This window comes from Catenulispora sp. EB89, assembly GCF_041261445.1.
Taxonomy (GTDB): Bacteria; Actinomycetota; Actinomycetes; order Streptomycetales; family Catenulisporaceae; genus Catenulispora.
This window is the reverse complement of record NZ_JBGCCU010000053.1, coordinates 1-25,640: the sequence shown is the minus strand read 5'-3', so window position 1 is coordinate 25,640 and position 25,640 is coordinate 1. Positions and strand designations below refer to the sequence as shown.

At 70.7% G+C, this 25,640-nt stretch carries 23 protein-coding genes; 12 read left to right on the top strand and 11 right to left on the bottom strand.

From position 1 onward, the window contains the following. Window positions 1-188 precede the first annotated feature (188 nt). Window positions 189-911 carry a response regulator gene (locus ABH920_RS49615; RefSeq protein ID WP_370356823.1) on the bottom strand — a complete coding sequence of 241 codons (723 nt, stop codon included), beginning with the start codon at window positions 909-911 and terminating at the stop codon, window positions 189-191. Continuing rightward, the gene (locus ABH920_RS49610) at window positions 908-2,173 is read right to left on the bottom strand and encodes a sensor histidine kinase (protein WP_370356821.1); all 1,266 of its coding nucleotides are present in this window, start codon (window positions 2,171-2,173) and stop codon (window positions 908-910) included. The genes ABH920_RS49615 and ABH920_RS49610 overlap by 4 nt, the downstream gene beginning before the upstream one ends. A gap of 174 nt (window positions 2,174-2,347) precedes the next feature. On the opposite strand from ABH920_RS49610, the gene ABH920_RS49605 reads away from it, so the two are divergent. The 3 genes from ABH920_RS49605 to ABH920_RS49595 all read left to right on the top strand — a co-directional run bounded on the left by ABH920_RS49605 (window position 2,348) and on the right by ABH920_RS49595 (window position 7,287). After that, window positions 2,348-3,253, top strand: a complete 906-nt coding sequence (locus ABH920_RS49605) for an ABC transporter ATP-binding protein (RefSeq protein ID WP_370356819.1) — start codon at window positions 2,348-2,350, stop codon at window positions 3,251-3,253. Between the two features lie 82 nt (window positions 3,254-3,335). Beyond that, window positions 3,336-5,765 (top strand): ABC transporter permease, encoded by a 2,430-nt coding sequence (locus ABH920_RS49600; RefSeq protein WP_370356817.1) that lies wholly within the window; start codon window positions 3,336-3,338, stop codon window positions 5,763-5,765. A gap of 139 nt (window positions 5,766-5,904) precedes the next feature. Next, window positions 5,905-7,287: an L-serine ammonia-lyase gene (locus ABH920_RS49595; protein ID WP_370356815.1), complete on the top strand. Its 1,383-nt coding sequence runs from the start codon at window positions 5,905-5,907 to the stop codon at window positions 7,285-7,287. A gap of 16 nt (window positions 7,288-7,303) precedes the next feature. On the opposite strand, the gene ABH920_RS49590 is transcribed toward ABH920_RS49595, so the two are convergent. Both ABH920_RS49590 and ABH920_RS49585 read right to left on the bottom strand, forming a co-directional pair. Further along, window positions 7,304-8,200, bottom strand: coding sequence for a hypothetical protein (locus ABH920_RS49590; protein ID WP_370356813.1), 897 nt, complete (start codon window positions 8,198-8,200; stop codon window positions 7,304-7,306). After that, window positions 8,197-8,712, bottom strand: a complete 516-nt coding sequence (locus tag ABH920_RS49585; RefSeq protein ID WP_370356811.1) for a SigE family RNA polymerase sigma factor — start codon at window positions 8,710-8,712, stop codon at window positions 8,197-8,199. The genes ABH920_RS49590 and ABH920_RS49585 overlap by 4 nt, the downstream gene beginning before the upstream one ends. A gap of 149 nt (window positions 8,713-8,861) precedes the next feature. On the opposite strand from ABH920_RS49585, the gene ABH920_RS49580 reads away from it, so the two are divergent. The 3 genes from ABH920_RS49580 to ABH920_RS49570 are packed head-to-tail and all read left to right on the top strand — an operon-like array spanning window position 8,862 to window position 10,773. Then, on the top strand, window positions 8,862-9,221 hold the full coding sequence (locus ABH920_RS49580; RefSeq protein WP_194912580.1) for a GntR family transcriptional regulator: 360 nt from the start codon (window positions 8,862-8,864) through the stop codon (window positions 9,219-9,221). Beyond that, a complete protein-coding gene (locus ABH920_RS49575) occupies window positions 9,218-10,075 on the top strand; it encodes an ABC transporter ATP-binding protein (protein ID WP_370356808.1) in 858 nt (285 codons plus the stop codon). The genes ABH920_RS49580 and ABH920_RS49575 overlap by 4 nt, the downstream gene beginning before the upstream one ends. Beyond that, window positions 10,072-10,773, top strand: coding sequence for a hypothetical protein (locus ABH920_RS49570; RefSeq protein ID WP_370356806.1), 702 nt, complete (start codon window positions 10,072-10,074; stop codon window positions 10,771-10,773). The genes ABH920_RS49575 and ABH920_RS49570 overlap by 4 nt, the downstream gene beginning before the upstream one ends. 47 nt (window positions 10,774-10,820) lie before the next feature. Here the strand turns inward: ABH920_RS49570 and ABH920_RS49565 are convergent, their stop codons facing one another. Beyond that, the gene (locus ABH920_RS49565; RefSeq protein ID WP_370356827.1) at window positions 10,821-12,785 is read right to left on the bottom strand and encodes a neutral/alkaline non-lysosomal ceramidase N-terminal domain-containing protein; all 1,965 of its coding nucleotides are present in this window, start codon (window positions 12,783-12,785) and stop codon (window positions 10,821-10,823) included. Between the two features lie 123 nt (window positions 12,786-12,908). On the opposite strand from ABH920_RS49565, the gene arfB reads away from it, so the two are divergent. Beyond that, complete coding sequence (gene arfB, locus ABH920_RS49560) at window positions 12,909-13,346, top strand: alternative ribosome rescue aminoacyl-tRNA hydrolase ArfB (RefSeq protein ID WP_370356825.1); 438 nt, start codon at window positions 12,909-12,911, stop codon at window positions 13,344-13,346. Window positions 13,347-13,516: 170 nt separating this feature from the next. Here the strand turns inward: arfB and ABH920_RS49555 are convergent, their stop codons facing one another. Then, window positions 13,517-13,846 carry a hypothetical protein gene (locus ABH920_RS49555; RefSeq protein ID WP_370356804.1) on the bottom strand — a complete coding sequence of 110 codons (330 nt, stop codon included), beginning with the start codon at window positions 13,844-13,846 and terminating at the stop codon, window positions 13,517-13,519. A 10-nt stretch (window positions 13,847-13,856) separates the two neighbouring features. Continuing rightward, window positions 13,857-14,810, bottom strand: coding sequence for a mycothiol conjugate amidase Mca (mca, locus tag ABH920_RS49550; RefSeq protein ID WP_370356802.1), 954 nt, complete (start codon window positions 14,808-14,810; stop codon window positions 13,857-13,859). Window positions 14,811-14,911: 101 nt separating this feature from the next. Here mca and ABH920_RS49545 point away from each other — a divergent pair, with 101 nt between their 5' ends. Together ABH920_RS49545 and greA are read left to right on the top strand one after the other, a co-directional pair. Then, window positions 14,912-15,307 (top strand): DUF4307 domain-containing protein, encoded by a 396-nt coding sequence (locus tag ABH920_RS49545; protein ID WP_370356800.1) that lies wholly within the window; start codon window positions 14,912-14,914, stop codon window positions 15,305-15,307. 138 nt (window positions 15,308-15,445) lie between these two features. Further along, on the top strand, window positions 15,446-15,940 hold the full coding sequence (gene greA / locus ABH920_RS49540) for a transcription elongation factor GreA (protein WP_370356798.1): 495 nt from the start codon (window positions 15,446-15,448) through the stop codon (window positions 15,938-15,940). A gap of 148 nt (window positions 15,941-16,088) precedes the next feature. Here greA and ABH920_RS49535 read toward each other — a convergent pair whose 3' ends face one another. The 3 genes from ABH920_RS49535 to ABH920_RS49525 all read right to left on the bottom strand — a co-directional run bounded on the left by ABH920_RS49535 (window position 16,089) and on the right by ABH920_RS49525 (window position 20,218). Beyond that, complete coding sequence (locus tag ABH920_RS49535) at window positions 16,089-18,167, bottom strand: serine/threonine-protein kinase (RefSeq protein ID WP_370356796.1); 2,079 nt, start codon at window positions 18,165-18,167, stop codon at window positions 16,089-16,091. A 108-nt stretch (window positions 18,168-18,275) separates the two neighbouring features. Beyond that, on the bottom strand, window positions 18,276-19,133 hold the full coding sequence (locus tag ABH920_RS49530; RefSeq protein WP_370356794.1) for an ABC transporter permease: 858 nt from the start codon (window positions 19,131-19,133) through the stop codon (window positions 18,276-18,278). Continuing rightward, on the bottom strand, window positions 19,130-20,218 hold the full coding sequence (locus ABH920_RS49525) for an ATP-binding cassette domain-containing protein (RefSeq protein WP_370356792.1): 1,089 nt from the start codon (window positions 20,216-20,218) through the stop codon (window positions 19,130-19,132). Before ABH920_RS49525 ends, ABH920_RS49530 begins: the two co-directional genes overlap by 4 nt. Window positions 20,219-20,386: 168 nt before the next feature. On the opposite strand from ABH920_RS49525, the gene ABH920_RS49520 reads away from it, so the two are divergent. Next, complete coding sequence (locus ABH920_RS49520; protein ID WP_370356790.1) at window positions 20,387-21,934, top strand: cell wall-binding repeat-containing protein; 1,548 nt, start codon at window positions 20,387-20,389, stop codon at window positions 21,932-21,934. 31 nt (window positions 21,935-21,965) lie between these two features. On the opposite strand, the gene ilvA is transcribed toward ABH920_RS49520, so the two are convergent. Beyond that, on the bottom strand, window positions 21,966-23,186 hold the full coding sequence (gene ilvA / locus ABH920_RS49515; RefSeq protein WP_370356788.1) for a threonine ammonia-lyase: 1,221 nt from the start codon (window positions 23,184-23,186) through the stop codon (window positions 21,966-21,968). Between the two features lie 130 nt (window positions 23,187-23,316). On the opposite strand from ilvA, the gene ABH920_RS49510 reads away from it, so the two are divergent. Continuing rightward, entirely contained in the window at window positions 23,317-23,802 is a 486-nt protein-coding gene (locus ABH920_RS49510; RefSeq protein WP_370356786.1) for a MarR family winged helix-turn-helix transcriptional regulator, read from the top strand. Beyond that, entirely contained in the window at window positions 23,799-25,463 is a 1,665-nt protein-coding gene (locus tag ABH920_RS49505) for an MDR family MFS transporter (RefSeq protein WP_370356784.1), read from the top strand. The genes ABH920_RS49510 and ABH920_RS49505 overlap by 4 nt, the downstream gene beginning before the upstream one ends. The last annotated feature ends 177 nt before the right edge of the window (window positions 25,464-25,640 follow it).

Here is a 25,640-nt window from a genome sequence, read left to right as displayed (position 1 = left end):
GGCGGGCGGCGGGCGGCGGGCGGCGGGCGGCGGGCGGCGGGCGGCGGGCGGCGGGCGGCGAGGCATTTTGTTAGGACATTTTCGCCCCTTGTACATGTATAAGCGCCAGCACTGACAATGGCTTGCGGCCAAACCCGCAGCACCAGTAATGCCACAGCGCGCGAGACACCGCGGCACCCGGCAGCGTGCTACGCCACCCCCGGTGTGATCAGCCCCGTCTCGTAGGCGACCACCACCGCCTGGGCCCGGTCCCGCAGGTTCAGCTTCGCCAGGATCCGTGCGACGTGCGTCTTCACCGTCGCCTCCGAGAGGTGGAAGCGTGCCGCCAGCTCGGCGTTCGACAGGCCGCGGCCCAGGAGGCCGAGGACTTCGCGCTCTCGGGGCGTCAGGGTTGCGAGGTCCTTGTGCAGTGCCTCGGTGCGGGGGTTCACGGTCGGGACCGCGAAGCGTTCCACCAGCCTGCGGGTGATGGCCGGGGCCAGCATCGCGTCGCCTGCGCGCACCATTCCGACTGCGGCGACCAGGTGCTCGGGGCTGACGTCCTTCAAAAGGAAGCCGCTCGCTCCGGCCGTGATGGCCGCGTAGACGTACTGGTCCAGGTCGAATGTCGTCAGGATGATGATGCGTGGCGGCTCGGGCGCGGGTTCGGCGGAACCGGAACCAGAACCAGAACCGCCCCCGCCCCCGGCGCTCTCCGAAAGGATCAGCCGCGTGGCCTCCAGTCCGTCCATCCCCGGCATCCGGATGTCCATCAGCACCACGTCCGGCCGCGTCTCCCGCACCACCCGCAGTGCCTCGTCGCCGTTGGCGGCCTCGCCGACCACGTCGATGCCCTCGGACATCAGGATCATGCGGAAGCCTGTCCGCACCAGTACCTGGTCGTCGGCGATCACCACTCGCGTCGCGTTCATGCCGTCGCCCCCTCCCTCAGCGGGATCACCGCGCTCACCATGTAGCCCCCGGTCAGTCGCGGTCCCGCGCTCAGCGTCCCACCGTAGACCGCCAGGCGCTGGCGGAGGCCCACCAGGCCTCGGCCGTTGCCGGTGGCTGCCGCCGCGGAGGTCGTTCCTCCGGTGTCCACGACGTCCACCTTCAGGCGTTGCGGGCTGTACTCCAGGGTCACGCGGATCAGGGCGCCGACCGCGTGCTTCACCGCGTTCGTCAGCGCCTCCTGCACCACGCGGTAGGCCGCCAGGTCCAGGCCGGACGGCAGTGGTATCACGTCGCCCTCGATCGCCAGGTCCACGCGTACGCCGCCGCTGCGGATGCGGTCCACCAGCGCCGGGATCTGTTCCAGGCCCGGCTGCGGTGCCAGGTCCGCGGTGCCGGCCGGGTCGCCGCCCTGCGACGTCATGGTCAGCAGGCCCATCACGTGGCGCAGCTCCGCCATCGCCGCGCGGCCGCTGTCCTCCACCGCCAGCAGTGCCTCGCGCGCCATGTCCGGGGACTTGTCGAGGACCTTGCGGGCCGCCCCGGCCTGCACGACCATCACGCTCACGTTGTGCGACACCACGTCGTGCAGCTCCGCCGCGATGCGGGCGCGCTCCTGCTCCACGGCCCGCAGCATCGACGACTCCTGTTCCTCTTCGAGGTCGTGGACGCGCTGCTTCCAGTTCCCGATGGCGTTGGCGCCCAACACGATCGGGATCAGGAACAGGAACGGCACGAAGCCGCGCGTGACGTTCGGGATCTGGCCGCCGCGGGTGGCGGCGATCAGGATCGCGCCGAGGCCGAGGCTGTAGACCATCGCCGAGCGGTAGGGGCTGTAGATGGCGGCGCTGTAGGCGGCGATCAGGATCGACATGAAGGTGAAGATCGCGGTGTCGTTGGCGTCCGAGATGTTGGCGTGCAGCAGCATCACCGCCACCTCGCAGGCCCAGAACGCGGCCAGCGGGAAGCGGCGGCGGACGGTCAGCGGCAGCGCGGTCATCACCACCAGGAACGTGTCGCGCGGTCCGACGTCGATCAGGTGGTTCAGGCCGTAGAGCGGACCGTGCTGGGAGGGGTTGACCGCCGCGTGGTGGTAGCCGCTGTTGAGGGTGCTGATCACCATCGCCAGCGCCAGCGCGATGTCCGCCGCCCACGCCCAGTGGCTGGGCGACGGCGTCGCCCCGGTGCGACGGCGCACCGCCGTCCACACGCTCCGCAGCCAACCCTCGTCGTCCCTGTTCACCGCCTCAGTGTCGCAAGAATCCGGGCCGGTCCACATCACCCGCTCCGTCTACAGGCCTACGCCTGCGGGATACACCAGCAGGATGACGACCTCCCGGCATCGGCTCAGCGGTGTAGTGCAGTTCATGACGCAGGCCGACGCGGTCGATCACGGTCCGTCCATAGGTTCATGGCCATGACGAATCCGCCGACGAATCCGCCGACGAACCAACCGATGATCGATCTGCGCGACGCGACGAAGAAATACGACGACGGCCCGCCGGCCCTGGCCGGCGTGACCCTGTCCGTGGCCGCCGGGGAGTGCCTGGCGGTCCTCGGCCACTCCGGCAGCGGCAAGTCCACGCTGCTGAACCTGATCGCCGGCCTGGACCGTCCCACCGGGGGCAGCGTGACGGTCAACGGGACGCGCGTCGACCAGCTCGGCGAGGCCGGCTCGGCCCGGTACCGGCGGGCCTCGATCGGCATGATCTTCCAGTTCTTCAACCTGCTCGACGACCTCACCGTGCTCGACAACGTCCTGGTCCCGGCGCAGCTGGCCGGGATGGGCAAGGGCGACGCGAAGCGCCGGGCCGCCGAACTGCTCGGCTCGCTGGGCATCGACCGGCACGCCAAGGCCTACCCGGCGCGGCTGTCCGGCGGCCAGCGGCAGCGCGTCGCGGTGGCCCGGGCGCTGATGAACCGGCCCGCGCTGCTGCTCGCCGACGAGCCGACCGGCGCGCTGGACTCGCACGCCGCGGCCGACGTGCGCCGGCTGCTGCTGGACCTGAACGCCGAGGGCCAGACCATCCTGCTGGTCACCCACGACGTCGAGCTGGCCTCGAGCACCGCGCACCGGACGATCGAGCTGGTCGACGGCGCGGTGGCCCGGGACGTGGTGAACACGAACCCGGACGTGGCGAACAGGGCTGCCGCGAATCCGGCCATCGGTGCGCCGCGGGGGGACGCATCGCTGGCCGGTTCCGCGACGACCGCGAACGCCGCGGCCACCGCCACCGCAACCACCACGACCGCCGGGAACACCGCGACCGGCGCGACCGGCGCGACCACCACCTTCAACGGCCCGTCGGGAGCGGTCCGATGACCCTCCGCAAACCGCCCCTCCCCCGGCGCCTCTTCGAAGCCGCCTTCCGCGCCATGGCCCGCTTCCTGCTGGCGGTGTCCCGATGAGCGCCCTGGGCAAGGTGGTCCGCTCCGGCGTCGGCCGCCGCCGCGTCCAGTCCTTCGTCATGGCCCTGACCACGCTGGCCGCCGTGACCTCCTCGGTCCTGTCCCTCGGCCTGCTCAGCGCGGTCTCGGCCCCGTTCGAGCACGCCTTCGCGCAACGCGACGGCGCGCACCTGGCCGTCCAGTACAACGGCGGCACGGCGACCACGAGCCAGGTCGCCGCGACCGCGCACGCCGCCGGCGTCACCGAGGCCTCCGGCCCCTTCCCGATCACCACCGCGCTGGACGCGACGATCGGTACCGACTGCACCGCCACCATGGGCCCCGACATGCCCTTCGCCGGCACCTCGGCGCCGCCGGTCACGGTCTCCGCCCGGCCGAACCTGGCGGCCACCTCCGGCCTGGACCAGATCGTGCTGAACCAGGGCAGCTGGCCCACCGGCGCGAACCAGATCGTGCTGAACAACTGGCCCGATGACTGCCTCGGCAAGTCCGTCGTGTTCAGCTCGCTGCCCGGCAAGCCCTCGTTCCAGGTCGTCGGCTTCGCCAACTCGCTGACCTCCACCGCGAGCGGCTGGACCACCCCCGACGGCTTCGCCCGGCTGACCGCCGCCGGGGCCCGGGCCGACACGCAGATGCTCTACCGCTTCGCCTCGGCCGGGACCGACGCGCAGATCGCCGCCGACCGGCAGGCCCTCGCGGCCGCCGTGCCCGCCGGCTCGCTGGAGGGCTCGCAGTCCTGGCTGACCGCCGAACAGCAGGCGACCGGCAACGCCAAGGCTTTCGTGCCCTTCCTGATCGTCTTCGGCGTCCTCGGCCTGTTCCTGTCCGTGCTGATCATCGCGATCGTGGTCAGCGGCGCGGTGGTGTCGGCGACCCGGCGCATCGGGATCCTGAAGTCGCTCGGCTTCACCCCGGGCCAGGTGGCCCGCGCCTATGCCGCGCAGGCCATGATCCCGGCGACGTTCGGCGTCGTGGCCGGGACGGTCTTCGGCAACCTGCTGGCCGTGCCTGTGCTGAACGGCACCAGCCACGACCTCGGCTCGGCAGGGGCCAGCATGCCGTTGTGGGTGAGCATCCTGGTCCCGGTGGGGACGCTGGCGCTCGTCGGGGTGACGGCGCTCGTCCCGGCGCTGCGGGCCGGGAGGCTGCCGGCCGTGCAGACGCTGGTGGTGGGCCGGGCTCCCCGCGCCGAGCGCGGCCGTGCGGCGCAGCGCCTGGCGTCGCGTCTGCCGCTGCCCCGGCCGATGTCGCTGGGGCTGGCGCAGCCCTTCGCCCGGCCGGCTCGGGCCGCGCTGGTCGGTGCCGCGGTGCTGTTCGGCGCGGTGAGCGTGACGTTCGCGCTGGGACTGGAGACCGGGTTCAGCAAGTTCCAGGACCAGCGGGCGGCCGGCTTCAACGACGCCTCGGTGATCGTGGTGCCCGGCCAGCCCGACGACAGCGGGCATCCGCAACCTCCCGGCGGCGCTTACGGCCCGAACGACCCGCGCACCCCGCACCTGGACCCGGCGAAGGTGTCCGCGGCGCTGAAGACGATCCAGGGCACCAAGGCGGCCTTCGGCTGGGGCGACAGCGGGGCGACCATCATCGGCGCGCCGAGCGGCGATCCGAGCGAGGTGGACACCGTCTCCGGCGACTTCTCCTGGACCGGGCTGGAGCTGATCGGCGGCCGCTGGTACTCCGGGCCCGGCGAGGCGGTGGTCAGCGACCGGCTGGCCTCGGCGATGGGGACGCACGTCGGGGACACCGTCACCGTCGTGCAGCAGGGCAAGCCGCTGGCGCTGAAGGTGGTCGGCATCGACTTCGACACCCACGACGGCGGCCGGTCCGTGCTGGTCGACAGCGCGACGTTCACCGCCGCCGGCCTGACGCCGCACATCGACCAGTTCAACGTGCAGCTGGGTTCGAACGTCGACGGGCCGACGTGGGCCGCCTCGGCGACCGCCGCGCTGTCGCCGCTGAACGCCTCGGTCGACCACCAGCCCGGCGGCGGCAAGTCCGACGTGGTGGTGACGATGAGCGCGCTGGTCGCGACGCTGTCGGTGATGCTGCTCGTGGTGGCGGCGCTCGGCGTGCTGAACACCGTGGTCCAGGACACCCGCGAGCGGATCCACGACCTGGGGATCTTCAAGGCGCTCGGGATGACGCCGCGGCAGACCGTGACCATGGTGCTGACCTCGGTGGCGCTCACGGGGCTGATCGCCGGGCTGATCGGGGTGCCGATCGGCACCGCGCTGGAGAAGGCGACGCTGACCCCGATGGGGAACGCGGTCGGCATGCACCTGCCGCCGAGTGTGACCAACACCTACTCGCTCGGGCTGGTGCTGCCGCTGCTCGCCGGCGGGGTCGTGATCGCGCTGCTCGGGGCGCTGCTGCCGGCCGGTTGGGCGGCGCGGTCGCGGACCGCGAACGCGCTGCGGACCGAATAACGCGAGAACGCGCCGAGAACAGCAGCCACCTCAGCAATCACCAAGGAATGCCGGCCTCCTGCGGTTGATACCCTCAGAAGGTCGGCATTCCGGCCTAGCTCCCAAAAGAGCCCAGTCACAATGGTGTGAGAGGCAACTCATGGCGGTCAGTGTTTTCGACCTGTTCTCGATCGGCATCGGCCCGTCGAGTTCCCACACCGTCGGCCCGATGCGCGCGGCCCGGATGTTCGTCAAACGCCTGGACAACGAGGATGTGCTGCCGAAGGTGGCGCGGGTCCGGGCCGAACTGTTCGGCTCGCTCGGCGCGACCGGCCACGGCCACGGCACCCCGAAGGCGGTGCTGCTCGGCCTGGAGGGCCAGGTCCCGGCGACCGTCGACGTCCGCGGCGCGGAGCTCGACCTGGTGCGCATCCGCGAGACCAAGCGGCTGCGGCTGCTGGGGACCGAGCACGGCGGCGCCGCCGAGGTCTCCTTCAGCGAGGACCGCGATCTGGTCCTGCACCGGCGCAAGTCGCTGCCGTACCACTCCAACGGGATGCAGCTGTCCGCGTACGACGAGCACGGCGAACCGTTGATGACCAAGACGTACTACTCGGTCGGCGGCGGGTTCGTGGTCGACGAGGACGCCGTCGGCGCCGACCGCGTGGTCCTGGACGACACCGTCCTGAAGTACCCGTTCCGCACCGGCGCGGAGCTCTTGCAGCTGACCGAGCAGACCGGCATCAGTGTCAGTGGCCTGATGCTGGAGAACGAACTCGCCTGGCGCACCGAGCCCGAGGTGCGCGCCGGCCTGCTGGAGATCTGGCGGGTGATGCGCGAGTGCGTGAGCAGCGGCATCACCACCGAGGGCATCCTGCCCGGCGGCCTGAAGGTGCGCCGCCGCGCCCCGGGCCTGGCCCGCACCCTGCGCACCGAGGGCAACCGCGAGATACACGCCAACGAGTGGGCCACGCTGTGGGCGATGGCGGTGAACGAGGAGAACGCGGCCGGCGGCCGGGTCGTGACCGCCCCCACCAACGGCGCCGCCGGCATCATCCCGGCCGTGCTGCACTACTACGTGAACTTCGTCCCGGACGCCGACGAGGAAGGTGTGGTCCGCTTCCTACTCGCGGCCGGCGCCGTCGGCATGCTGTTCAAGGAGAACGCCTCCATCTCCGGCGCCGAGGTCGGCTGCCAGGGCGAGGTCGGCTCGGCCTGCTCGATGGCCGCCGCCGGCCTGGCCGAGGTGCTCGGCGGCACCCCGGAGCAGGTGGAGAACGCCGCCGAGATCGGCATGGAGCACAACCTGGGCCTGACCTGCGACCCGATCGGCGGCCTGGTGCAGATCCCGTGCATCGAGCGCAACGGCATGGCCGCGGTGAAGGCCGTCACCGCCGCGCGGATGGCGCTGCGCGGCGACGGCCGGCACCACGTGTCGCTGGACAAGGTCATCAAGACGATGAAGGACACCGGCCGCGACATGTCGGTGAAGTACAAGGAGACCGCGCGGGGCGGGCTCGCGGTGAACGTCATCGAGTGCTGACGGTCACGGCTGACGGTCAGGGCTGACTGACCGACACAACGGTCGCCCCGACGACCGGAGGGCCCTGCTCGGACAGTCTCGCGGCCAGGGTGCGCGCTTCTTGTTCGGTGTAGCCGCCGTTGATGGTGAGGACGCCGGCGGGGTTCAACCCGACGGTGTCCCACTGGTCGTGAACCCTTCCGTCCACCATGACCGCGATCTTCCCGCCGTTGTTTGTGCGGACCACGCCGGTGAGCATGTCAGCGCTCGGTTGATCGAGCCGCACAGCGACCCGCCATCCCTGGGAGCCCGGCGCGGCACCGGTGGCCGGGGGCTCCGCCTGCGCGGAGACGACGTGATAGTCGAGGATCTGTGCGCTCGCGACCCCGACAGAAGAGTTGGCCCGATCACACGCCAGCCACGAGGCGCCCCAGGAATTGTCCGTCGACACCTTGCACCTCGCGTTCGGCGGCACCGGGGGGTACTCAACCTGAGGAAACTGGAGTACTACCGGGGTCCCGAGCAGCGCACTCAGCTTCGGGAGATCGGAGGCCCGGCCCTGCACGACAAGCTCGGCGGGGTTGTCGTTCCGGAGGACGTCGGCGTCCTTCAAGCCCTCCGCCGCGATCGTCTGCCGTATCCATCCGGCGGCCTGGCCGTCCACCATGGGGAGCGGCGGATGAGCGAAGGCCTCGTTCCGGAACGTCACGGTCACCCGTCCCCCGGACGAGTGGCCGGAAGCCGCCGCGACCACCGCGGCCCCGCCACCCCCGGCCAGCACGATCGCTCCGGCCACGAAGCCGAACAGCGGCCGTCGCCACAGCCTGCGCCGCAGCGCCCACTCGGCGATCCGGTGGGCGTCGAACACCGGCGGCTCGTGCCGGTCCGCTTCGACGGCCAGAGCCCGCGACAACGTGTCTTCGATCTCTGTCATGGCGTCCGCTGCTCCTCGCTCGATGCCATCGCCTCGCGCAGTTTCGACAGCGCTCGCGCCGCCTGGGACTTCACCGTGCCGACCGCGATGCCCAGCGCCTCGGCGATCTGGGCCTCGCTCAGGTCGTCGTAGTAGCGCAGTACCAGGACGGCGCGCATGCGCGGCGGCAGGTCGTCCAGAATCCGCATGACCGCGTCATGCTCGTCGACGTCCTGGGACACGTCCCGCATGGGGGCGTCGTGCTCCAACAACGGCAGCGGCCCGCGATTGCGGAGCCGGTGGTGGTCGGCGGCCAGATTCGCCAGGATCCGCCGCACGTAGGCCTCCGGCGCGTCCATGCCCGCGACCCGGTCCCAGTGCCGGTAGGCGCGCTCCAGCGCGCTCTGCACCAGATCCTCGGCGGCGTGCCGGTCGCCGACGATCAGCATCGCGGTGCGGAACAGCGCGGCCGATCGGGCCGCGACGAACTCGACGAAGCCCGGGTCCACCGAGGGCGGGGGTCTGCGTTTCATGGGGAGTTGAACCTCGGGACGGCCGGAAAGGTTGCATCATCGCCGAGGTCTTTCCCTTGCGGCACCTCGCCTCGCTCCCCCGGCGCTTGACACCGTAGCCCACCCACTTGCATGGTTAGTTACATGAGTAATGAACCAAGGAACCGGTGATGGACGAGGGCCGCCCGCTCTTCCAGCAGATCGCCGAGCAGATCGAGGACTCGGTCCTGGACGGCACGCTGGCCGCGGACACGCAGGTGCCGTCGACCAACGAGCTCGCCGCGTTCCACCGGATCAACCCGGCGACCGCGGCCAAGGGCATCAACCAGCTGGTATCCGACGGGATCCTCTACAAGAAGCGAGGCATCGGCATGTTCGTGGCGGGCGACGCTCGGCAGCGCGTCCTGGACCGGCGTCGGGAGGCCTTCGCCCGGGACTTCGTGGAGCCGCTGCTGGCCGAGGCGCGCCGCCTGGGCCTGAGCGCGGCCGACGTGCAGAACCTGATCGAGAAGCGGGGAGGGGAACGATGAGCGCCGTGGTCGTCGAGGACCTGACGATGCGCTACCGCGGCCACACCGCGCTGGACGGTGTGAGCCTGACGTTGGAACAGAACGCCATCCACGGACTGCTGGGCCGCAACGGCGCCGGCAAGACCACCCTGATGCGCGTCCTGACCGGGCAGGAGTTCGAGACCTCCGGCCGGGTCGAGGTGTTCGGGCAGCCGCCGCGCGAGAACGCCGCGGTGTTGGACCGCATCTGCTTCATCCGCGAGTCGCAGAAGTACCCGGCCAACTTCAAGGTGCGCGACGCCTTCGCCGCCGCCGCGATCGCCTGCCCGAACTGGGACCAGGACTACGCCGACCGGCTGGTCGGCGAGTTCGACCTGCCGGCGGGCCGGCAGATCAAGAAGCTCTCGCGGGGCCAGCTCTCCGCGATCGGCATCATCATCGGCCTGGCCGCGCGGGCCCCGCTGACCATGTTCGACGAGCCGTACCTGGGCCTGGACGCGGTGGCCCGGCAGGTGTTCTACGACCGGCTGCTGGCGGACTTCGTGGAGCACCCGCGCACGATCGTGCTGTCCACGCACCTCATCGACGAGGTCGCCGACCTGATCGAGCACGTGGTGCTGATCGACCACGGCAAGGTGCTCATCGACTCCGACGCGGACGACCTGCGCGGCCGCGCGGTGTCGGTGAGCGGCCCGAGCGAGGCGGTGGCCGCGTACGCGGACGGCACGCCGGTGCTGCACCGCTCCGAGCTCGGGGGCCGGCTGCGGGTGGCGCTGCCGCGGCGTCCGGAGCGGCGGGCCGAGGGCGTCAGCGTCGACTCGCTGTCGCTGCAGGAGCTGATCGTGTTCACGACGAACCAGGGGGATCCGAGATGAGCCAGACCATGAAGGCGCTGCGCATCCAGATGCTGAAGCCGAGCGCGGTGTTCGCGGTGCCCTGGTACAGCGTCGGCATCGCGCTGCTCATCGTCGTCGGCCTGTTCGCGGTCATCCACGGCGAGTCCGCGCCGTACTCCGGCCGCACGACCGGGGCGCTGAGCGCGTTCTACCTCTCCGGCATCGGCGTGCAGCCGTGGCTGGTGACGCAGCTCTTCCCGTTCACGTCCGCGCTGTCCGTGACCCGCCGGGCGTTCGTCCAGGCCACCGCGCTGCTGGTGCTCGCCGAGACGGTGGTCGCCGGGCTCGGGCTGGCCGTCCTGAACAAACTGGAGATCGCCTCGCACGGCTGGTTCGTCAAGACCCGGATGTTCAACCTGCCGTTCGTGCACCAGGACAACTTCTTCACGCAGGCCCTGGTGTACGGCGTGCCGATGCTGACGATCACCTCGATCACGGCCTTCCTCGGCGCGGTGTTCCGGACGTTCGGACAGATCGGGTTGTGGCTGTTCTTCGTGGGGACGAGCTTCGCGGCGGCCGTCGTGGTGGCGGTCCTGGCGCTGACGCACAGCCTGGGGCACTTCGCCCACTTCTTCGGCGCGCAGCCGATGCTGGCCGACTTCGCGCTCTATCCGCTGGTGCTGGTGGTGGTGTTCGGCTCCGGGTGGGCCGTGCTGATGCTGCGGGCGCGGGTGTAGACGCCGGGCTTCCGCGGAGGGATATCAGAGTTCTGGCCGGGAGGGGATCAGAGCTCTTCGCCGGGGCCGACGTCGAATTCCTGACTCCGGCCCTCGAACGCCACCTGGCCGGTGTCGCCTCGGTAGACGACGCGGTACCGGCCTCGTGGTGTCTCCGGCGGGATGCGCCATTCGATGCGGACCGTGGAGATCGTGGTGTGGGAGGGGGACGGCTGCCGGGTCCAGTGCATGCGGGTCGACCAGTCGCCGTCGTCGGCGATCCGGTGCCAGTACAGGCCGGCGCGGCGTTGTACTTCGTAGTAGGTGCCGCCGCGCTTGGGGTCGTGGGCGGGGTGCACGCCGACGAACTCGACCGTCACCATCTCGCCGTCCCGGGCGAAGCTGAGCTCGCGGCCGATTTCCTCGTCCGGGAGCGGGGCGTCGGGATACGGCGGCCGGGGGCGGTGCCGGCGGCGGCGCGACAGGTCCGGCGCAGCTCTGCCGGGCGCGATCTGGCGGCCCTCGCGCATCGCGGTGCCGAGAAGCGCGGCGTTCTGTTGCAGCGCCGGGAGTTCCCAACGCCCGAAGAGCGTGCTGGCGCCCTCGTACATCTGGGCGTCGTACTCCTCGGGAGTGGTGACGTAGTGGCCGTAGGCATTGGCGTAGCCCATGACGAGGACGTGGTCCGGGTCGGTACCGACGGATTCGGCGACGGTGCGGCGCAGACGCAGGCCCGCGACGATGGTCACCTCGAAGGGCAGGCACAGGAGGTAGAGCGGGCCGATGCGCAGCAGCTGGATCGGCAGGGTCTCCTGGCCGAACGGGACGAGGCGGTTCAGGAGACTGACGGGGGCGGCGAGCGTCTTCGGGTACTGGGCGTCCCGGAGCCACCGGCTCAGGCGGTAGATGCCGTGGCGGGAGACGGCGTCCAGGAGCGGGTTCTGCTCGGGGTGGGCGAAGCGCCAGCCGGTCGGGCCGTCGGGCAGCGCGCCGGCGAAGGCGGTCGCGCCGGGGACGGCGTGCGAGGTGCGGTGCGGGAGACCGTCGCCGGTGAAGCGGGGGCTGACGCGGACGTTCGCCATGTCGACGTGGATCAGGCGGTGGTCGAGGCCGCCTTCGAGGATCTCGGCGGTGTCGTTCTCCTGGAGGAGGGTCGCCGCGGCTTCGTACTGGCGGGTGCCGATGATGCGGGTGTTCTCGAACTCGTCCTCGGTCGGGCCGCTGCCGGGGCGGAGGAACAGGTTCGGGGACATGTCGCCGGCGTTGGTCTGGGCGAAGGCGGTGATGAGGGCGGGGTTGGCGCTTTCGGCGGTGTTCGCATCCGTGCTCTCGTCGGATTCGGCGAGGTAATCGATCCCTGATACGTCGCGCTCCCAGTGGTACGCGGCGTAGCCCTTGTTGTCCGCACTGACCAGGCGGTTGCGGTTGGTCATGCTGGTGTTGTGGACGGCGAACCAGTTGACGAGCCCGACCGGGACGCCGTCGCGCTCGATGGTGAGCAGCGTGGTCGCCGGGTCCACGGCGTCCGGGAAGACGGCCTTGTCAGCACTCGGATTCCGGTCGAAGGCGCGGCGCGACCGGTTGGCGCTGGCTTTGTGCAGCTCACCGCGATTAAGACGCAGCGTGGCGGGCTTGAGGTCGGCGATCGCGCGGCGGGCGGCCTCGACGATGCCGTCGACGACGGCGCGGAACGTCTGCGGGCGGAAGCCGCCGGTGTTGCCGTTGTAGACGGCGTGGTGCGAGTAGCCGCCGGGGCCGCAGTGCGTGTGGGTGGCGGCGATGACGACGTTCGCCTCGGTGTAGACGGCCGGCAGGCGCCGGACGACGGCCTGCGTCACGCTGCTGAAGACCAGCGGCAGATCACAGATCACGAGGAGCAGCCGACGGTCCCCGTCGGCCAGCGCGAAGGCGCGGGCGCGCAGCCGAGTGTGCAGCCCGGCCGCCTGTTGCTCGGGCAGCCCGTAGCCGAGCAAGCCGCACTCGGCGATCTCCCCTGTGATGTCCGCGATGCCGCGTCCCGCCAGGTACCCCATGCGGATCACGTAACGCGCACCGGATAAGGAGTGTCAAGCATGACGTCGGTCTGAGACCATCAAGTCATGGCTGACGAGACCGCGACCGGCGTGAACGGACCCCTGACGGTCCGCTACAACGCCATGCCCGGCACCAGCCACGGCGGCCGCCACCGCGCCGAGGCCGTCATCCCCGCCGCCGAGCTGACATGGCGCTTCTCGCGCTCGGCCGGCCCCGGCGGCCAAGGCGTGAACACCACGGACAGCCGCGCGGAGCTGTCCTTCGACCTGGCCGCGACCACCGCGCTGCCGCAGTGGCTGAAATCGCGCGCGTTCGAGCGCCTGGCCGGCCGGCTGGTGAACGGCGTGCTGACGGTGACGTCGAGCGAGCAGCGATCGCAGCTCCAGAACCGCGAGGCGGCCCGGGAGCGCCTGGCGCACGTGCTGGCCGAGGCGCTGGCTCCGCCGCCTCCGCCGCGGCGGGAGAAGAAGGTGCCTGCCGGGGCGACGCGGCGGCGGCTGGACAACAAGACGCGGCGCGGGCAGACGAAGCAGTTGCGGCGCCGGGTCGACGAGTCCTAAGGCGACGAGTCCTAAGGCGCGGTGCGATTGACTCTCTGCGCTTCTCCACATGCGGGGCACCACAGCGCTCGGGTCGCAGCAGCGGTTAAAACGACAAGCCAACCGCCACTCGCTTCCGCCAAGCACCTCTCGCCCCACGTCCGGCGCAGGGCGAAAGGCCGGAGCGGGAGCTACTCCCCCGCCGCGTCCTTCGAACCGTCCGCCGCCTTCTCCGCCGCGCCCTTCGGCCCGTCCTGCTGCTTCGGCACCTCGGCGACCGCCTCGGCGGTGCCGACCGTGGTCGAGGCCGCCGCCTGGGCCGCCAGCGCCGCGTCTTCGGCCTCGAAGTGGTCCTTGGCCCGGCCGAGCTGCTTGCCCATGTTCTTCAGCAGGGCCCAGAGGGCCACGCCGAGGGCGCACACGATCAGGAACGCGACCAGTCCCGGCTTCGTCTTGTCGAGGCTGCCGCCGCTGGCGAGCACCGGCTGGGCGGTTGTGAGCAATCCGGACACAGCGTTCATGCCCCGCAGTCTACGAGCACACTCCGGCGGGCTCGTGCACACCCTGCCCCGGAACGTCGGAGGCGGCCTTGGCGCACTGCTCCTTCTCGTATTCGCGCACGCCGGCGAAGAGATCGTCCTCCGGGAGTGTGGTGTCGATCACGGAGCGGGCCAGCTCGAAGTCCTCGGTCGGCCAGACCGCGCGGCGGATGTCGTTCGGGGTGCGGAAGAAGGGGCCTTCGGGGTCGATCTGCGTGGCGTGCGCCTTCAGCGCCGCGTCGCGGATCTCGAAGTACTCGCCGACCGGGACGCGGGTGGTGATCTCGCGCTGCGGCCAGTTCTGGCGCTCCTTGAGGAATTCCCAGTAGGGGGATTCCATGCCCCGGTCCAGGAGTTCCTGGTGCTCCGCTTCCAGGCGCGGCATGGACCAGGCCACGTCGTAGTAGAGCTTCAGGGGCTGCCAGGGCTCGCCGGCGTCCGGGTACTTGTCGGGATCGCCCGCGGCGTCGAAGGCGGCGACGGTGATCTTGTGGGTCATGATGTGGTCCGGGTGCGGGTAGCCGCCGTTCTCGTTGTACGTCACGATCACCTGCGGCCGCTGCTGCCGGATCAGCCTGACCAGCGGTTCGGCGGCGGTCTCGACGTCCTGGAGGGCGAAGCAGCCCGCAGGCAGCGGCGGCAGCGGGTCGCCCTCGGGCAGCCCGGAGTCGACGAAGCCCAGCCACTCCTGGCGGACGCCCAGGATCTCGCGCGCCGCGTCCATCTCCTTGCGGCGCACGTCGAGCAGGTTGGCCTCGATCTCGGCCTGCACGGCCGGGTCCTTCTTCAGCTGTGGGTTCAGGATGTCGCCCCGGGAGCCGTCAGTGCAGGTGACGACCAGCACATCCACCCCTTCGCGCACATAGCGCGCGGTGGTGGCCGCACCCTTGCTGGACTCGTCGTCCGGGTGCGCGTGGACGGTCATCAGGCGCAGTTCGTGCGTCACGGTGTTCCTCCATCAGTAGCCGCCCGAATATACTGACGCACGGATCCGACACTGCGCACATCCGAATCGCGCTCCGTCGACTGAAGGCCAGGTGAACCGCGTTGACGTCCGAGGTGCAGGACGAGGTGGTCGCGCGCTACGCGCGCTCCTCCGGCCTGTCCAGGCGCGGACGGGTCGCCCTGGGGGTCGCCGGAGTGCTCGCGCTGACCGGCGCGGTGTCGTACATCGGCCTCCAGCAGGCCACCCCCACGCTGACCGCGACCGTCCTGGGCTACCAGGTCTCCTCCGACCATGCCGTCGACGTGCGGTTCCAGGTGGACAACCGGAAGAGCGACCGGCCCGCGACGTGTACCGTGCGGGCCCGCGACTACGGCGGGAACGAGGTGGGGCGGCTCGACGTACCGGTCCCCGCCGGACCGCGGCAGGTGCTCTCCGCGACGATCCGGACCAGCAGCCGGGCCATCAGCGGCGAAGTTCTGGACTGCCAGCTCACCTAGCCCCGGCGGTCCACGGCTGATTAACCCGGCGTTATCCGTCCGTGCTCCTTGTTACGATCGCCATTCTGTGTCTGACTGAAAAGCGTGCGTGACTGTCCAGCACGGTCCCCTCAACTGAGTAGAACCCTAGGAGTACCCGTGACCCAGACCAACGACAGCGTCACCTGGCTGACCCAGGACGCCTTCGACCGGCTCACCGCCGAGTTGCAGCAACTGTCGGGACCGGGCCGCGTAGAGATCGCCCAGAAGATCGAAGCTGCTCGCGAAGAGGGCGACCTCCGCGAGAACGGCGGCTACCACGCGGCCAAGGAGGAGCAGGGCAAGATCGAGCTGCGCATCCGGCAGCTCACCCAGCTCCTGGAGCACGCCAAGGTCGGCGATTCCGTGGAGTCCGGCGTGGCGGTGCCGGGCGCGGTCGTGACCATCGCCTTCGACGGCGACGAGGACGACACGCTGACCTTCCTGCTCGGCTCGCGCGAGGACGCCGCCGAGAACATGGAGGTCTACTCGGCGCAGTCCCCGCTGGGCGGCGCGATCAACGGCAAGAAGATCGGGGAGCAGGCCGAGTACGAGCTCCCGAACGGGAAGCCGATGATGGTCAAGCTGCTGGACGCCAAGCCGTACTTGGGCTGAGGCGGCCGTCAGGAACGGCTCGGCGTCACGATCGGACACGATCGACACGATCGACACAGAGCGGCCCCCGGCGTGACGATCACGCGGGGGCCGCTTTGTCGTGTGCTCAGGGCCGTGGGCTGGGCGCCGTGGGCTCGGCGCCGCCGGCTCAGCCGGTGCTCGACGAGGCCTGCGTCGACGGCGAGGTCGGCGGCGTCGTCGGCGCCTGCGACGTCGTGCCCGTCGAGGTCGGCGGGCCGGGCTGGCTGGAGCTCGTGGTGGACGTCGGGCCGGTCGGCTGGCCGGTCCGGGAGCCGGTGGTGGTCGGGTCGGCCGAGGACGTCGACGTCCCGTACGCCGACGAGCGGGTGTACGACGGGTACGTCGAATACGTGTGGTGCGGGTAGCCGGTGTGCCCGTAAAGGCTGGTCGACGTGGGCACCGGCTCGGTCGGCGGCACGAGGTCGTCGGTCCCGGTGGTGGAGGTGGGCTGGTCGGTCTGCTGCGCCGGGTTCGACGCCGGACCGCCGCCGTCGGGGGATTTCCCCGACGAGCTCATCGCGAGCGCCACAGAGAGCCCTAGGAGGGCCGGCACTGCGACCGCCGCCGTGATGAGCGCCTTGCGCCGCATGTCCGGCCGCAGACCCCCGCCACGGCCGCCGAGGCCGGTCGACGCGCTCTGATAGGAGTCGGCCCCGCGGCGGCGCATCGGGGGCTCGTCGGCGGCGGCGCGGCGCGAGTGGCTGGCATGGCTGGCATGGCTGGTGTGGCCGGCTTGACCGCCGTGGCCCGCGTGGCCCGCGTGCCGGCCGCCGGAGTCGGTCATGGAGGCCGGGAGCTCGTCGTAGACCCGGGTGCCGTCCGGGAAGTCCGCGGCGTGGCCGCGACGCCCTCCGGAATCCGCCATCGGCGCTATTCGCTCGTCGTAGACGCGGGTGCCGTCGAAGTCCGCGGCGTGGCCGCCGCGGCCCCCGGAGTCCGGCATCAGCGCTGTGCGCTCGTCGTAGAGGCGGGTGGCGTCCGGCGCCATCGCCTCGGCCGACGGCATCGCGCTGAGCTGTGCGGTGTCCTCCAGCGCGCTGACGGGCTCGTACGAGGCGGGGTATTCGCTCTCGTACTCGCCCCGGCCGTACCGGGTGCCGAAGCCGGACGCGGCGCTCTCCCCGAACGCCGCGTCACGACCGTACCGGCCCCCGGAGCCGGCCTCGCCGTACAACCCCTCGCCGTAGGCCGCGGCCGCGGCAGCACCCCCGGCTGCCGCGTACCCGCCGCCCTCGGCCGCGGGCCGGCGACGGCGGCGCCCGCCGGAGTCGGTCAGCGTGTCCTCGTAGCCGCTCGGGATGCCCGTGTAACCGCCGTAAGTGCCCGCCGGGCCCGCTTCGGCGGCCAGGTCCTCGCCGACCTCGACCGGGCCGGCCAGCACGTGCCGCACCGCCTCGGCCATCTCGGCGCCGTTCGCCCAACGGTTGGTCGGGTCCTTCTCCAGCGCGTGCCACAGCACCTCGGCGGCGGGGGTGGCGACGTAGTCCGGCAGCGGCGGAGGCGGCTCGTGCATGTGCATGTACATCACCGCGGCGGTGCTGCCGGCCTGGAACGGCTGGCGGCCGGACAGCAGCTCGTAGCCGAGGATGCCGACCGCGTAGACGTCGGCCGCCGGGGTCGGGGTCTCGGCGTGGAAGAGCTCGGGCGCCAGGTACGGAACGGTGCCCATGAGCGCGTCGGCGGCGGTCAGGCCCAGCGACTCCGGGGAGCGCGCGATGCCGAAGTCGGCCAGCACCACGCCGCCGGAGGTGAGCATGACGTTCGCGGGCTTCACGTCCCGGTGCACGACGCCGGTGCGGTGCACGGCGCCCAGCGCGTCCAGCAGCGAGGCCAGCACCTTCATCGCGAACCGCGGCTCCAGCGCGCCGGTGCGGGCCAGGACCCGGTCCAGCGACTCGCCCTCGATGAACTCCATCACCAGGAACGCGGCACCGGGCGTGTCGGGATCCGTGGCGTCGGTGTAGCCGTAGTCGTAGACGCGGACGATGCCGGGATGGTCCATCATCGCCATCACCCGGGCCTCGGCCACGAACCGCGCGCGGAACGTCGGCGTGTCCAGCAGCGCCGGCAACACGATCTTCACCGCGACGGTGCGCCCCAGCACCAGATCGCGGCCCCGCCACACCTCACCCATCGAGCCGCCGCCGATGCGGTCGATCAGCTCGTACCGGTCGTTCAACACCTCGCCCGGTCTAGGTCCTGCCATCGGTCCCCCCTGCTGCTGTTTGTTGCGCCCCCTTTCCCCAAGAATAAGACGCTTGAACATCGGGGTCGGTTGCCGATGTGCTCGATCATGCCAGGATCGTGCTCGATTTCACGTCGAAACCGAGCGGTATTTGCGCACCGACAGGGGGACGAACACCATCAGAATCAGCAACGACCAGAACAGCGACACCCAGGGTGCGTGCGCGATCGGCCACGGCATCTTCACGGTCGGCTCATAACCATCGGGGTTTCCCCACAGTGATCGCAACGCCTGAACGGTGGCTGAGACCGGGTTCCAGTCCGCGACGTCCTGCAGCCACTGCGGCGAGATCTTGCGCGAGGGCACGAAGGCGTTGGACAGGAAGGTCAGCGGGAAGATCCAGATGAAGCCGATGGTGTTCGCGGCCTCGGGGGTGCGCACCGAGAGCCCGATCGTGGCGCCGATCCAGCTCATCGCGTAGGCGAAGAGCATCAGCAGCAGGAATCCGGCGAGCGCCTTGAGGATCCCGTCGTGGATGCGCCAGCCCACGGCCAGGCCGCAGGCGGCCATCACCAGCAATACGAACAGGTTCTGCAGCCAGTCAGCGGTGGTGCGGCCGGCCAGCACCGCCGAGCGCGAGATCGGCAGCGAGCGGAACCGGTCGATCAGGCCCTTGTGCAGGTCGTCGGCCAGGCCCACGGAGGTGGTCGCGGCGGTGAAGGCCAGCGTCTGCACGAAGATGCCGGGGAGCAGGAACTCTCGGTAGGCGGTCGTGCCGCCGGCGCCGGGGACCGGGATCGCGCCGCCGAAGACGAAGGCGAACAGCAGCACGAACATGATCGGCTGGATCGAGGAGAAGACGACCATCTCCGGGATGCGGGTCATCCGGCGCAGGTTGCGCAGGGTGACGACCCAGGCGTCGTGCAGGGTCATGAGCACGCCGTTCCCGCCGAGCGGGACCGGGGGCGCCAGACTGTCCGAGCTCATCGCACCGTCTCCTTCGGCTCGTGGCCCTCGTCGAGGCCTCGACGTTCGTCGTACTCGGCCCCGGACTGCCCGGAGCCACCCGTGCCGTCCTCGCCACCCGCGCCACCCGCGCCGCCCTCGCCGTCCTCGTCCTCCGTGGAGCGGCCGGTCAGCTGCAGGAACACGTCGTCCAGGGTGGGGCGGCGCAGCGCGACGTCGTCGATCTTGATGCCCAGGCCGTCCAGCTCGCGGATCGCCTCGACCAGCAGCTGCGCCCCGCCGGCGACCGGCAGCAGGATCTCGCGCGTGGGCTCGTGCACCCGCGGCGCGGCCGTCCCCATCCGGCCCAGCAGCTCGGCGGCCTCGCCGAGCCGGTCCGGATCGGAGACCACGATCTGCAGCCGCTCCCCGCCGATCTGCGCCTTGAGCTGGTCGGCGGTCCCGCGCGCGATCACCTTGCCGTGGTCCACCACGGCGATGGAGTCGGCCAGCCGGTCGGCCTCCTCCAGGTACTGCGTGGTGAGCAGCAGCGTCGTCCCGCCCTTCACCAGCCCCGCGATCACGTCCCACATGGCGATGCGGGTCCGCGGGTCCAGCCCGGTGGTCGGCTCGTCCAGGAAGATCACCGGCGGCTTCACCACGAGCGCGGCGGCCAGGTCCAGCCGCCGCCGCATACCGCCGGAGTACGTCTTCGACGGCCGGTCGGCGGCATCGGTGAGCGCGAACTCCTCCAGCAGCTCCCCGGCCCGCTTCAGGGCCGCGGCCTTCGGCATGTGATAGAGCCGCCCGACCATGGCCAGGTTCTCCCGGCCGGTGAGGTTCTCGTCGACGGCCGCGTACTGCCCGGACAACCCGATCGCCCGCCGCACGTCGTTCGGATGCCGCAGCACGTCGATCCCCAGCACCCGCGCGCTGCCTGCGTCCGGCTTGAGCAGGGTGGTCAGCACGCGCACGGCGGTGGTCTTGCCCGCGCCGTTCGGCCCGAGCAGACCCAGGATGGTGCCCTCGGGCACCGCGAGGTCCACGCCGTCGAGCGCGCGGACCTCCTTGGTCTTCTTTCCTCCGCCGTAGATCTTGACCAGACCCTCGGCCTCGATTGCTGCCATAGAAAAGACCGTAGAGGAGGGGTCCGACAGCAGGTGTTCGGATGTTCACGGTTGGTGGGCCGAATGGATGAATTCCCGGTGCCTCAGAGTGCGAACAGAGATGCGCTACTCTCCGTTCGCCGCGGTCATGGCGACGACGGCGTTTCCGGGGAGGGATTCCAGACCACTATGCGCAGCTTCCAGCGGACTTTTCTGCTCGCCACGTCGGTGGCCGCCGCGGCGGCGGCCGTCGGCACCGCGCCCGAGGCCGAGGCCGCGACGCCGCACGCGGGCCAGGCGCCTGTCGCTTCGTGCGGTAAGGCGCCGGTTGCGCCCCCGCAGTCCGGATCAGCCCTGGCCGTGACGCCCGATGTCAACGGAACGGTCTCGTTGATCGGCCAGGCCGCGGCGACCATGAAGGCGCCGGTGACGTACCGCTTCCACTTCGGGGACGACGCCCCGGACGTCACCCAGGCCACCGGCCGGGTCGAGCACTCCTACGGATTCAACGCCGAGTTCTACCCGACGGTCACCGTCACGGACGCCACCGGGACCTCGGCGACCAGCGCTGTGTGCAGGCTGTGGGTCGACTCGGTGAAGGACTCCGTACACCGGTACGCCGGCGACGACCGGTACCTCACCTCATCGGCCGTGTCGCAGTCCCTGTGGGCCGACGCGGGAGGCGACACCGCCGCCACCCCTACCGCCGTCACGGCACGCCGCCCGGCCAAGGCCGTGGTGCTGGCGTCGGGGGAGGGCTTTGCCGACGCGCTGGCCGGCGTCCCACTGGCCGCGTACAAGCAGGGCCCGTTGTTGCTCACCTCGCCGACCGGTCTGACGAAGACCACTGAGGACGAGATCAAGCGCGTCCTGCCGAGCGGCGGGACGGTCTACGTCCTCGGCGGGCAGGCGGCGGTCTCCTCCGCGGTCGACGCGCAGCTGCACGCCGACGGCTACCAGGTGACGCGCTACGCCGGGAAGGACCGCTACGGGACGGCGATGAAGATCGCCACATCAGGACTGGACAATCCGGCCTCGGCGATCGTGGTGACCGGGAACGACTTCGCCGACGCGCTGGCCGCCGGCCCCGCGGCCACCGGCGACAATCTGAGCGCGCAGGGCAAGCCCGCGGCGATCCTGCTGTCGAACGGCGCCACGATCACCGATCCGGCCACTGCGGCCTTCGTCATGGCCCGGATGGTGCCCTTCTCCGGGCCGGAGACAACCTCGCTCACCAGCCATGTCGTTGCCCTCGGCGGCCAGGCCTTCTGCGCGGTGCAGGTCCTTTCTTCCAAGCACGCTCCCTATCCGTGCTTCGATACGAACGCCGGCAGCGGACTCGTGTTCGCGGAAACCGTGGACGGCAAGGCGTTCGAAGCCGTGATCGGCAAGGACCGTTACGAGACCGCCGCCGACACCGCCTCTCTCTTCTTGTCCAGCCATTTGCTGCCCGACCCGCCCGGCAGCTCGAATTTCGAGCAGGACAACCAAGGCCTGTTCGGCCTCGCCTCCGGCACCACCTACGCCGACGCCCTTACCGGCGGCGCCGCGATGGCCGTCGAGCACGCGCCGATCCTGCTGACCGCACGGGATTACTTCCCCGAAGCCACCGCCAAGTACAACGCCAACATGACCGGCCACCCCGCGCCGAACACCTTCGACGCGGACGTGTTCGGCGGCCCGGCCGCGATCGCCCAGAGCCTCCAGGACGCCCTGAGCGCCACGATCCGCCCCTGACACAAGAAATCGGCGCCGTCGGAGCCGCTCCTCAGAAAGAGGTCGGCTCCGGCTGATACCCCGCCGCCCGCAGCCGCGAGATCAGCGTCTCGGCGTGCGCGATCCCCCGCGTCTCCAGCTGCAGCGCCACCTCGACCTCGCCGAAGGCCAGCGACGGCCGGGTCCACAGGTGCTCGATGTCCATCACATTCGCGTCCGCCTCGCCGAGTTCGCTCAGCAGCTTCGCCAGCGCGCCGGGGCGGTCGGGGATGCGCAGCCGCAGGGCCAGGAAGCGGCCGGCGGCGACCAGGCCGTGCCGGATCATGCGCATCATCAGCAGCGGGTCGATGTTTCCGCCGGAAAGCAGGGCGACCACCGGGGCGTCGAAGGCGCGGGCGTCGTCCATGACCGCCGCGACGGCCGCCGCGCCGGCCGGCTCCACCACGAGCTTGGCCCGCTCCAGCAGCGCCAGCATGGCCTTGGACAGCGACTCCTCGGAGACCACGCGGATCTCGTCGACCAGCCGGGTGATGAGGTCGAACGGCACGTCGCCGGGCCGGCCGACGGCGATCCCGTCGGCCATCGTCGCCATCCCGGCCAGCTGCACCGGCTTGCCGGCGGCCATCGAGGGCGGATACGCCGCGGCCCCGGCCGCCTGCACGCCGATCACCCGCACGTCCGGCCGGACCGCCTTGACCGCCGCGGCCACCCCGGCCAGCAGCCCGCCGCCGCCGACCGAGACCACGATGGTGCGCACCTCGGGGCACTGCTCCAGGATCTCCAGCCCGACCGTGCCCTGCCCGGCGATCACGTCGGGGTGGTCGAAGGGGTGGATGAAGGTGGCGCCGGTGTCGGTGGCGAAGGCCCGCGCCGCGATCAGCGCCTCGTCCACGGTGTGCCCGGCGAAGCGCACGTGCGCGCCGTAGGCCTCGGTCGCGGCCACCTTCGGCAGCGGCGCGCCCTCGGGCATGAACACCGTCGACTTGCTCTCCAGCAGCGAGGCCGCCAGCGCCACGCCCTGCGCGTGGTTGCCGGCGCTGGCCGCGACCACGCCGTTGGCCCGCTCGGCCGGCGTCAGGTTGGCGATCCGCACGTAGGCGCCGCGGATCTTGAACGACCCGGTCCGCTGCAGGTTCTCGCACTTGAAGTGGACATGTCCCCCGACCCGCTCGGAGATGCTCCGGGAGCCCTCCAGCGGGGTCCGCCGCGCCACGCCTTCCAGCAGGTCACGGGCCCGCTCGACGTCTTCCAGGGTCACAGTCGCCGTTGACATGATCCCAGTCTGGCAGGTCGGGGCGCCGGACCACGAGCCCTCTCCCAAACTACTTGCATGGCGCATGCATCCAGGTATATGCTTGCAGCAACCAAGCATTCAGAATCAGCAGCCGGAGACGAGAAGACCGATGAGCGGCGAGCCTCTGACCGACGAGGAGTACAGCGAGCTCGGCAAGACGATGGGCATGCTCTTCCAGCGCATCATGCGGGCCCGCAAGGAGCCCGAGGGCGGGCAGATCGCCGCGCTGGGGATGCTGTCGAAATGCGGCCCGGTGCGCTCCAGCGACCTGGCCAAGGAACTGTTCCTGGACCAGTCGACGGTCTCCCGCCACGTCGCCCATCTGGAGGCGGACGGCCTGGTCGAGAAGGTCGCCGACCCCTCCGACGGCCGCGCCACGCAACTGCACGTGACCGAGCTCGGCCAAAAGCACATCCAGGACTTCTGGCAGAAGCGCATCGACGCCATGCGTGAGGGCTTCAACCACTGGGACCCGCAAGATCTGCGGACCCTGAAACAGCTGATGACCCGCTACGTCGAGGACTTCAGCGCCATCGTGGCCAAGAACGCCGAAGCAAAGAACGGCCCCACAACGGAAGACGGAAATCGCGAATGAGTGAGACCACCGAAATACCCGATAAGACCGCGAGCCCTCAGGCACCACAGGTAGCCGAGGGCTCCACCATGAGCCACAAGCAGATCCTGGTGGTCTTCGGCTCGCTGATGCTGGGCCTGTTGCTGGCCTCGCTGGACAACACCATCGTCAGCACCGCGATCCGCACCATCATCGGCGACATCGGCGGCCAGAACGGCCTGGCGCGCATGCCGTGGGTGACCACCGCCTACGTGCTGGCGTCCACCGCCGCCACCCCGATCTACGGCAAGCTCTCCGACCTGTTCGGCCGCAAGCCGCTGTACATGACGGCGATCGCGCTGTTCCTCACCGGCTCGGCGCTGTCCGGCTTCTCGCAGAACCTCAACGAGCTGATCGCCTTCCGCGCGCTGCAGGGCCTGGGCGCCGGCGGCATCATGGGGCTCACGTTCGCGATCGTCGGCGACGTGGTCCCGCCCCGCGAGCGCGGCAAGTACCAGGGCCTGTTCGGCGGCGTGTTCATGCTGGCGATGGTGGCCGGGCCGCTGCTCGGCGGCATCTTCACCGAGCACAGCTCGATCCTGGGGATCACCGGCTGGCGCTGGGTCTTCTACGTGAACCTGCCGATCGGCATCCTGTCGCTGTTCATCATCAGCGCGGTCCTGCACCTGCCCAAGCGGCGGGTGAAGGCGACCATCGACTACGTAGGCGCCGCACTCGTCGTGGCCGGCGTCGTCTGCCTGCTGCTGGCGGCGCAGATGGGCGGCCAGCAGTACGCGTGGGGCTCCCCGGTCATCATCGGCCTGGCGGTGGCCGGCGTCGTGGTGCTGGTGGCGTTCGTCATGTGGGAGATCCGCACGCCGGAGCCGATCCTGCCGATGCGCCTGTTCCGCGGCGACGTCTTCCGGGTCTCCAGCGTCATGGGCTTCCTCATCGGCATGGTGATGATGGGCGCGATGATGTACATCCCGTTCTACTTCCAGGTCGTGAACGGCGACAGCCCGACCAAGGCGGGCCTGCGGATGCTGCCGATGATGGTCGGCCTGCTGACCACCTCGATCAGCTCCGGCCGGGTCATCAGCCGGACCGGGCGCTACCGCTTCTTCCCGATCGCCGGCATCGCGGTGACCACCATCGGCCTGGGGCTGATGACCACCATGAACGAGAACACCAACTTCGCGGTCGCCGGGCTGTTCATGTTCATCGTCGGCCTGGGCCTGGGCGCCACGATGCAGGTGCTGATCCTGGCGGTGCAGAACGCGGTCGAGATGAAGGACATGGGCGTGGCGACCACGTCGAGCACCTTCTTCCGCTCGCTGGGCCAGACCTTCGGCGCGGCGATCATGGGCGCGATCCTCACCAACCAGCTGACCAGCCACCTGAAGACCAACGCCGGTCCCGGCGCGGCCCTGGCGCCGGTGCGCGACCACGGCATGGAGATCCTGCAGAGCGAAGGCGCGATGGCCAAGCTGCCGCAGCCGGTGCAGCACGTGCTGATCCACTCGTTCACGCAGGCGCTGTCCACGGTGTTCCTTGTCGGCGCGGTGCTCAGCCTGATCGCCTGGTTCGCCAGCTGGTTCCTGAAGGAGCACAAGCTGCGCTCGATGTCCCCGGCGGACGCGCGCAAGGCGGCGGGTCCGGGTGCGGATTCGTCGGACGTGGAGGCTCCGGCCCTCGCACACTGAGGTCCTTTTTGCGGACTCAATATTTAGTGCGCACAACTAAGAACGCTGCGGCCGCCGCCCCCGGCGTCCCGGGGGGGGGGCCCCGCGGTGGTGGCCGTGGGGGGGGGGTGGGGGGCGGGGGGGGGGTTTTTAGGGCCGCCGGGGGGGGGGAGCCAGGCCGGGTTGTTGGCGTGACAG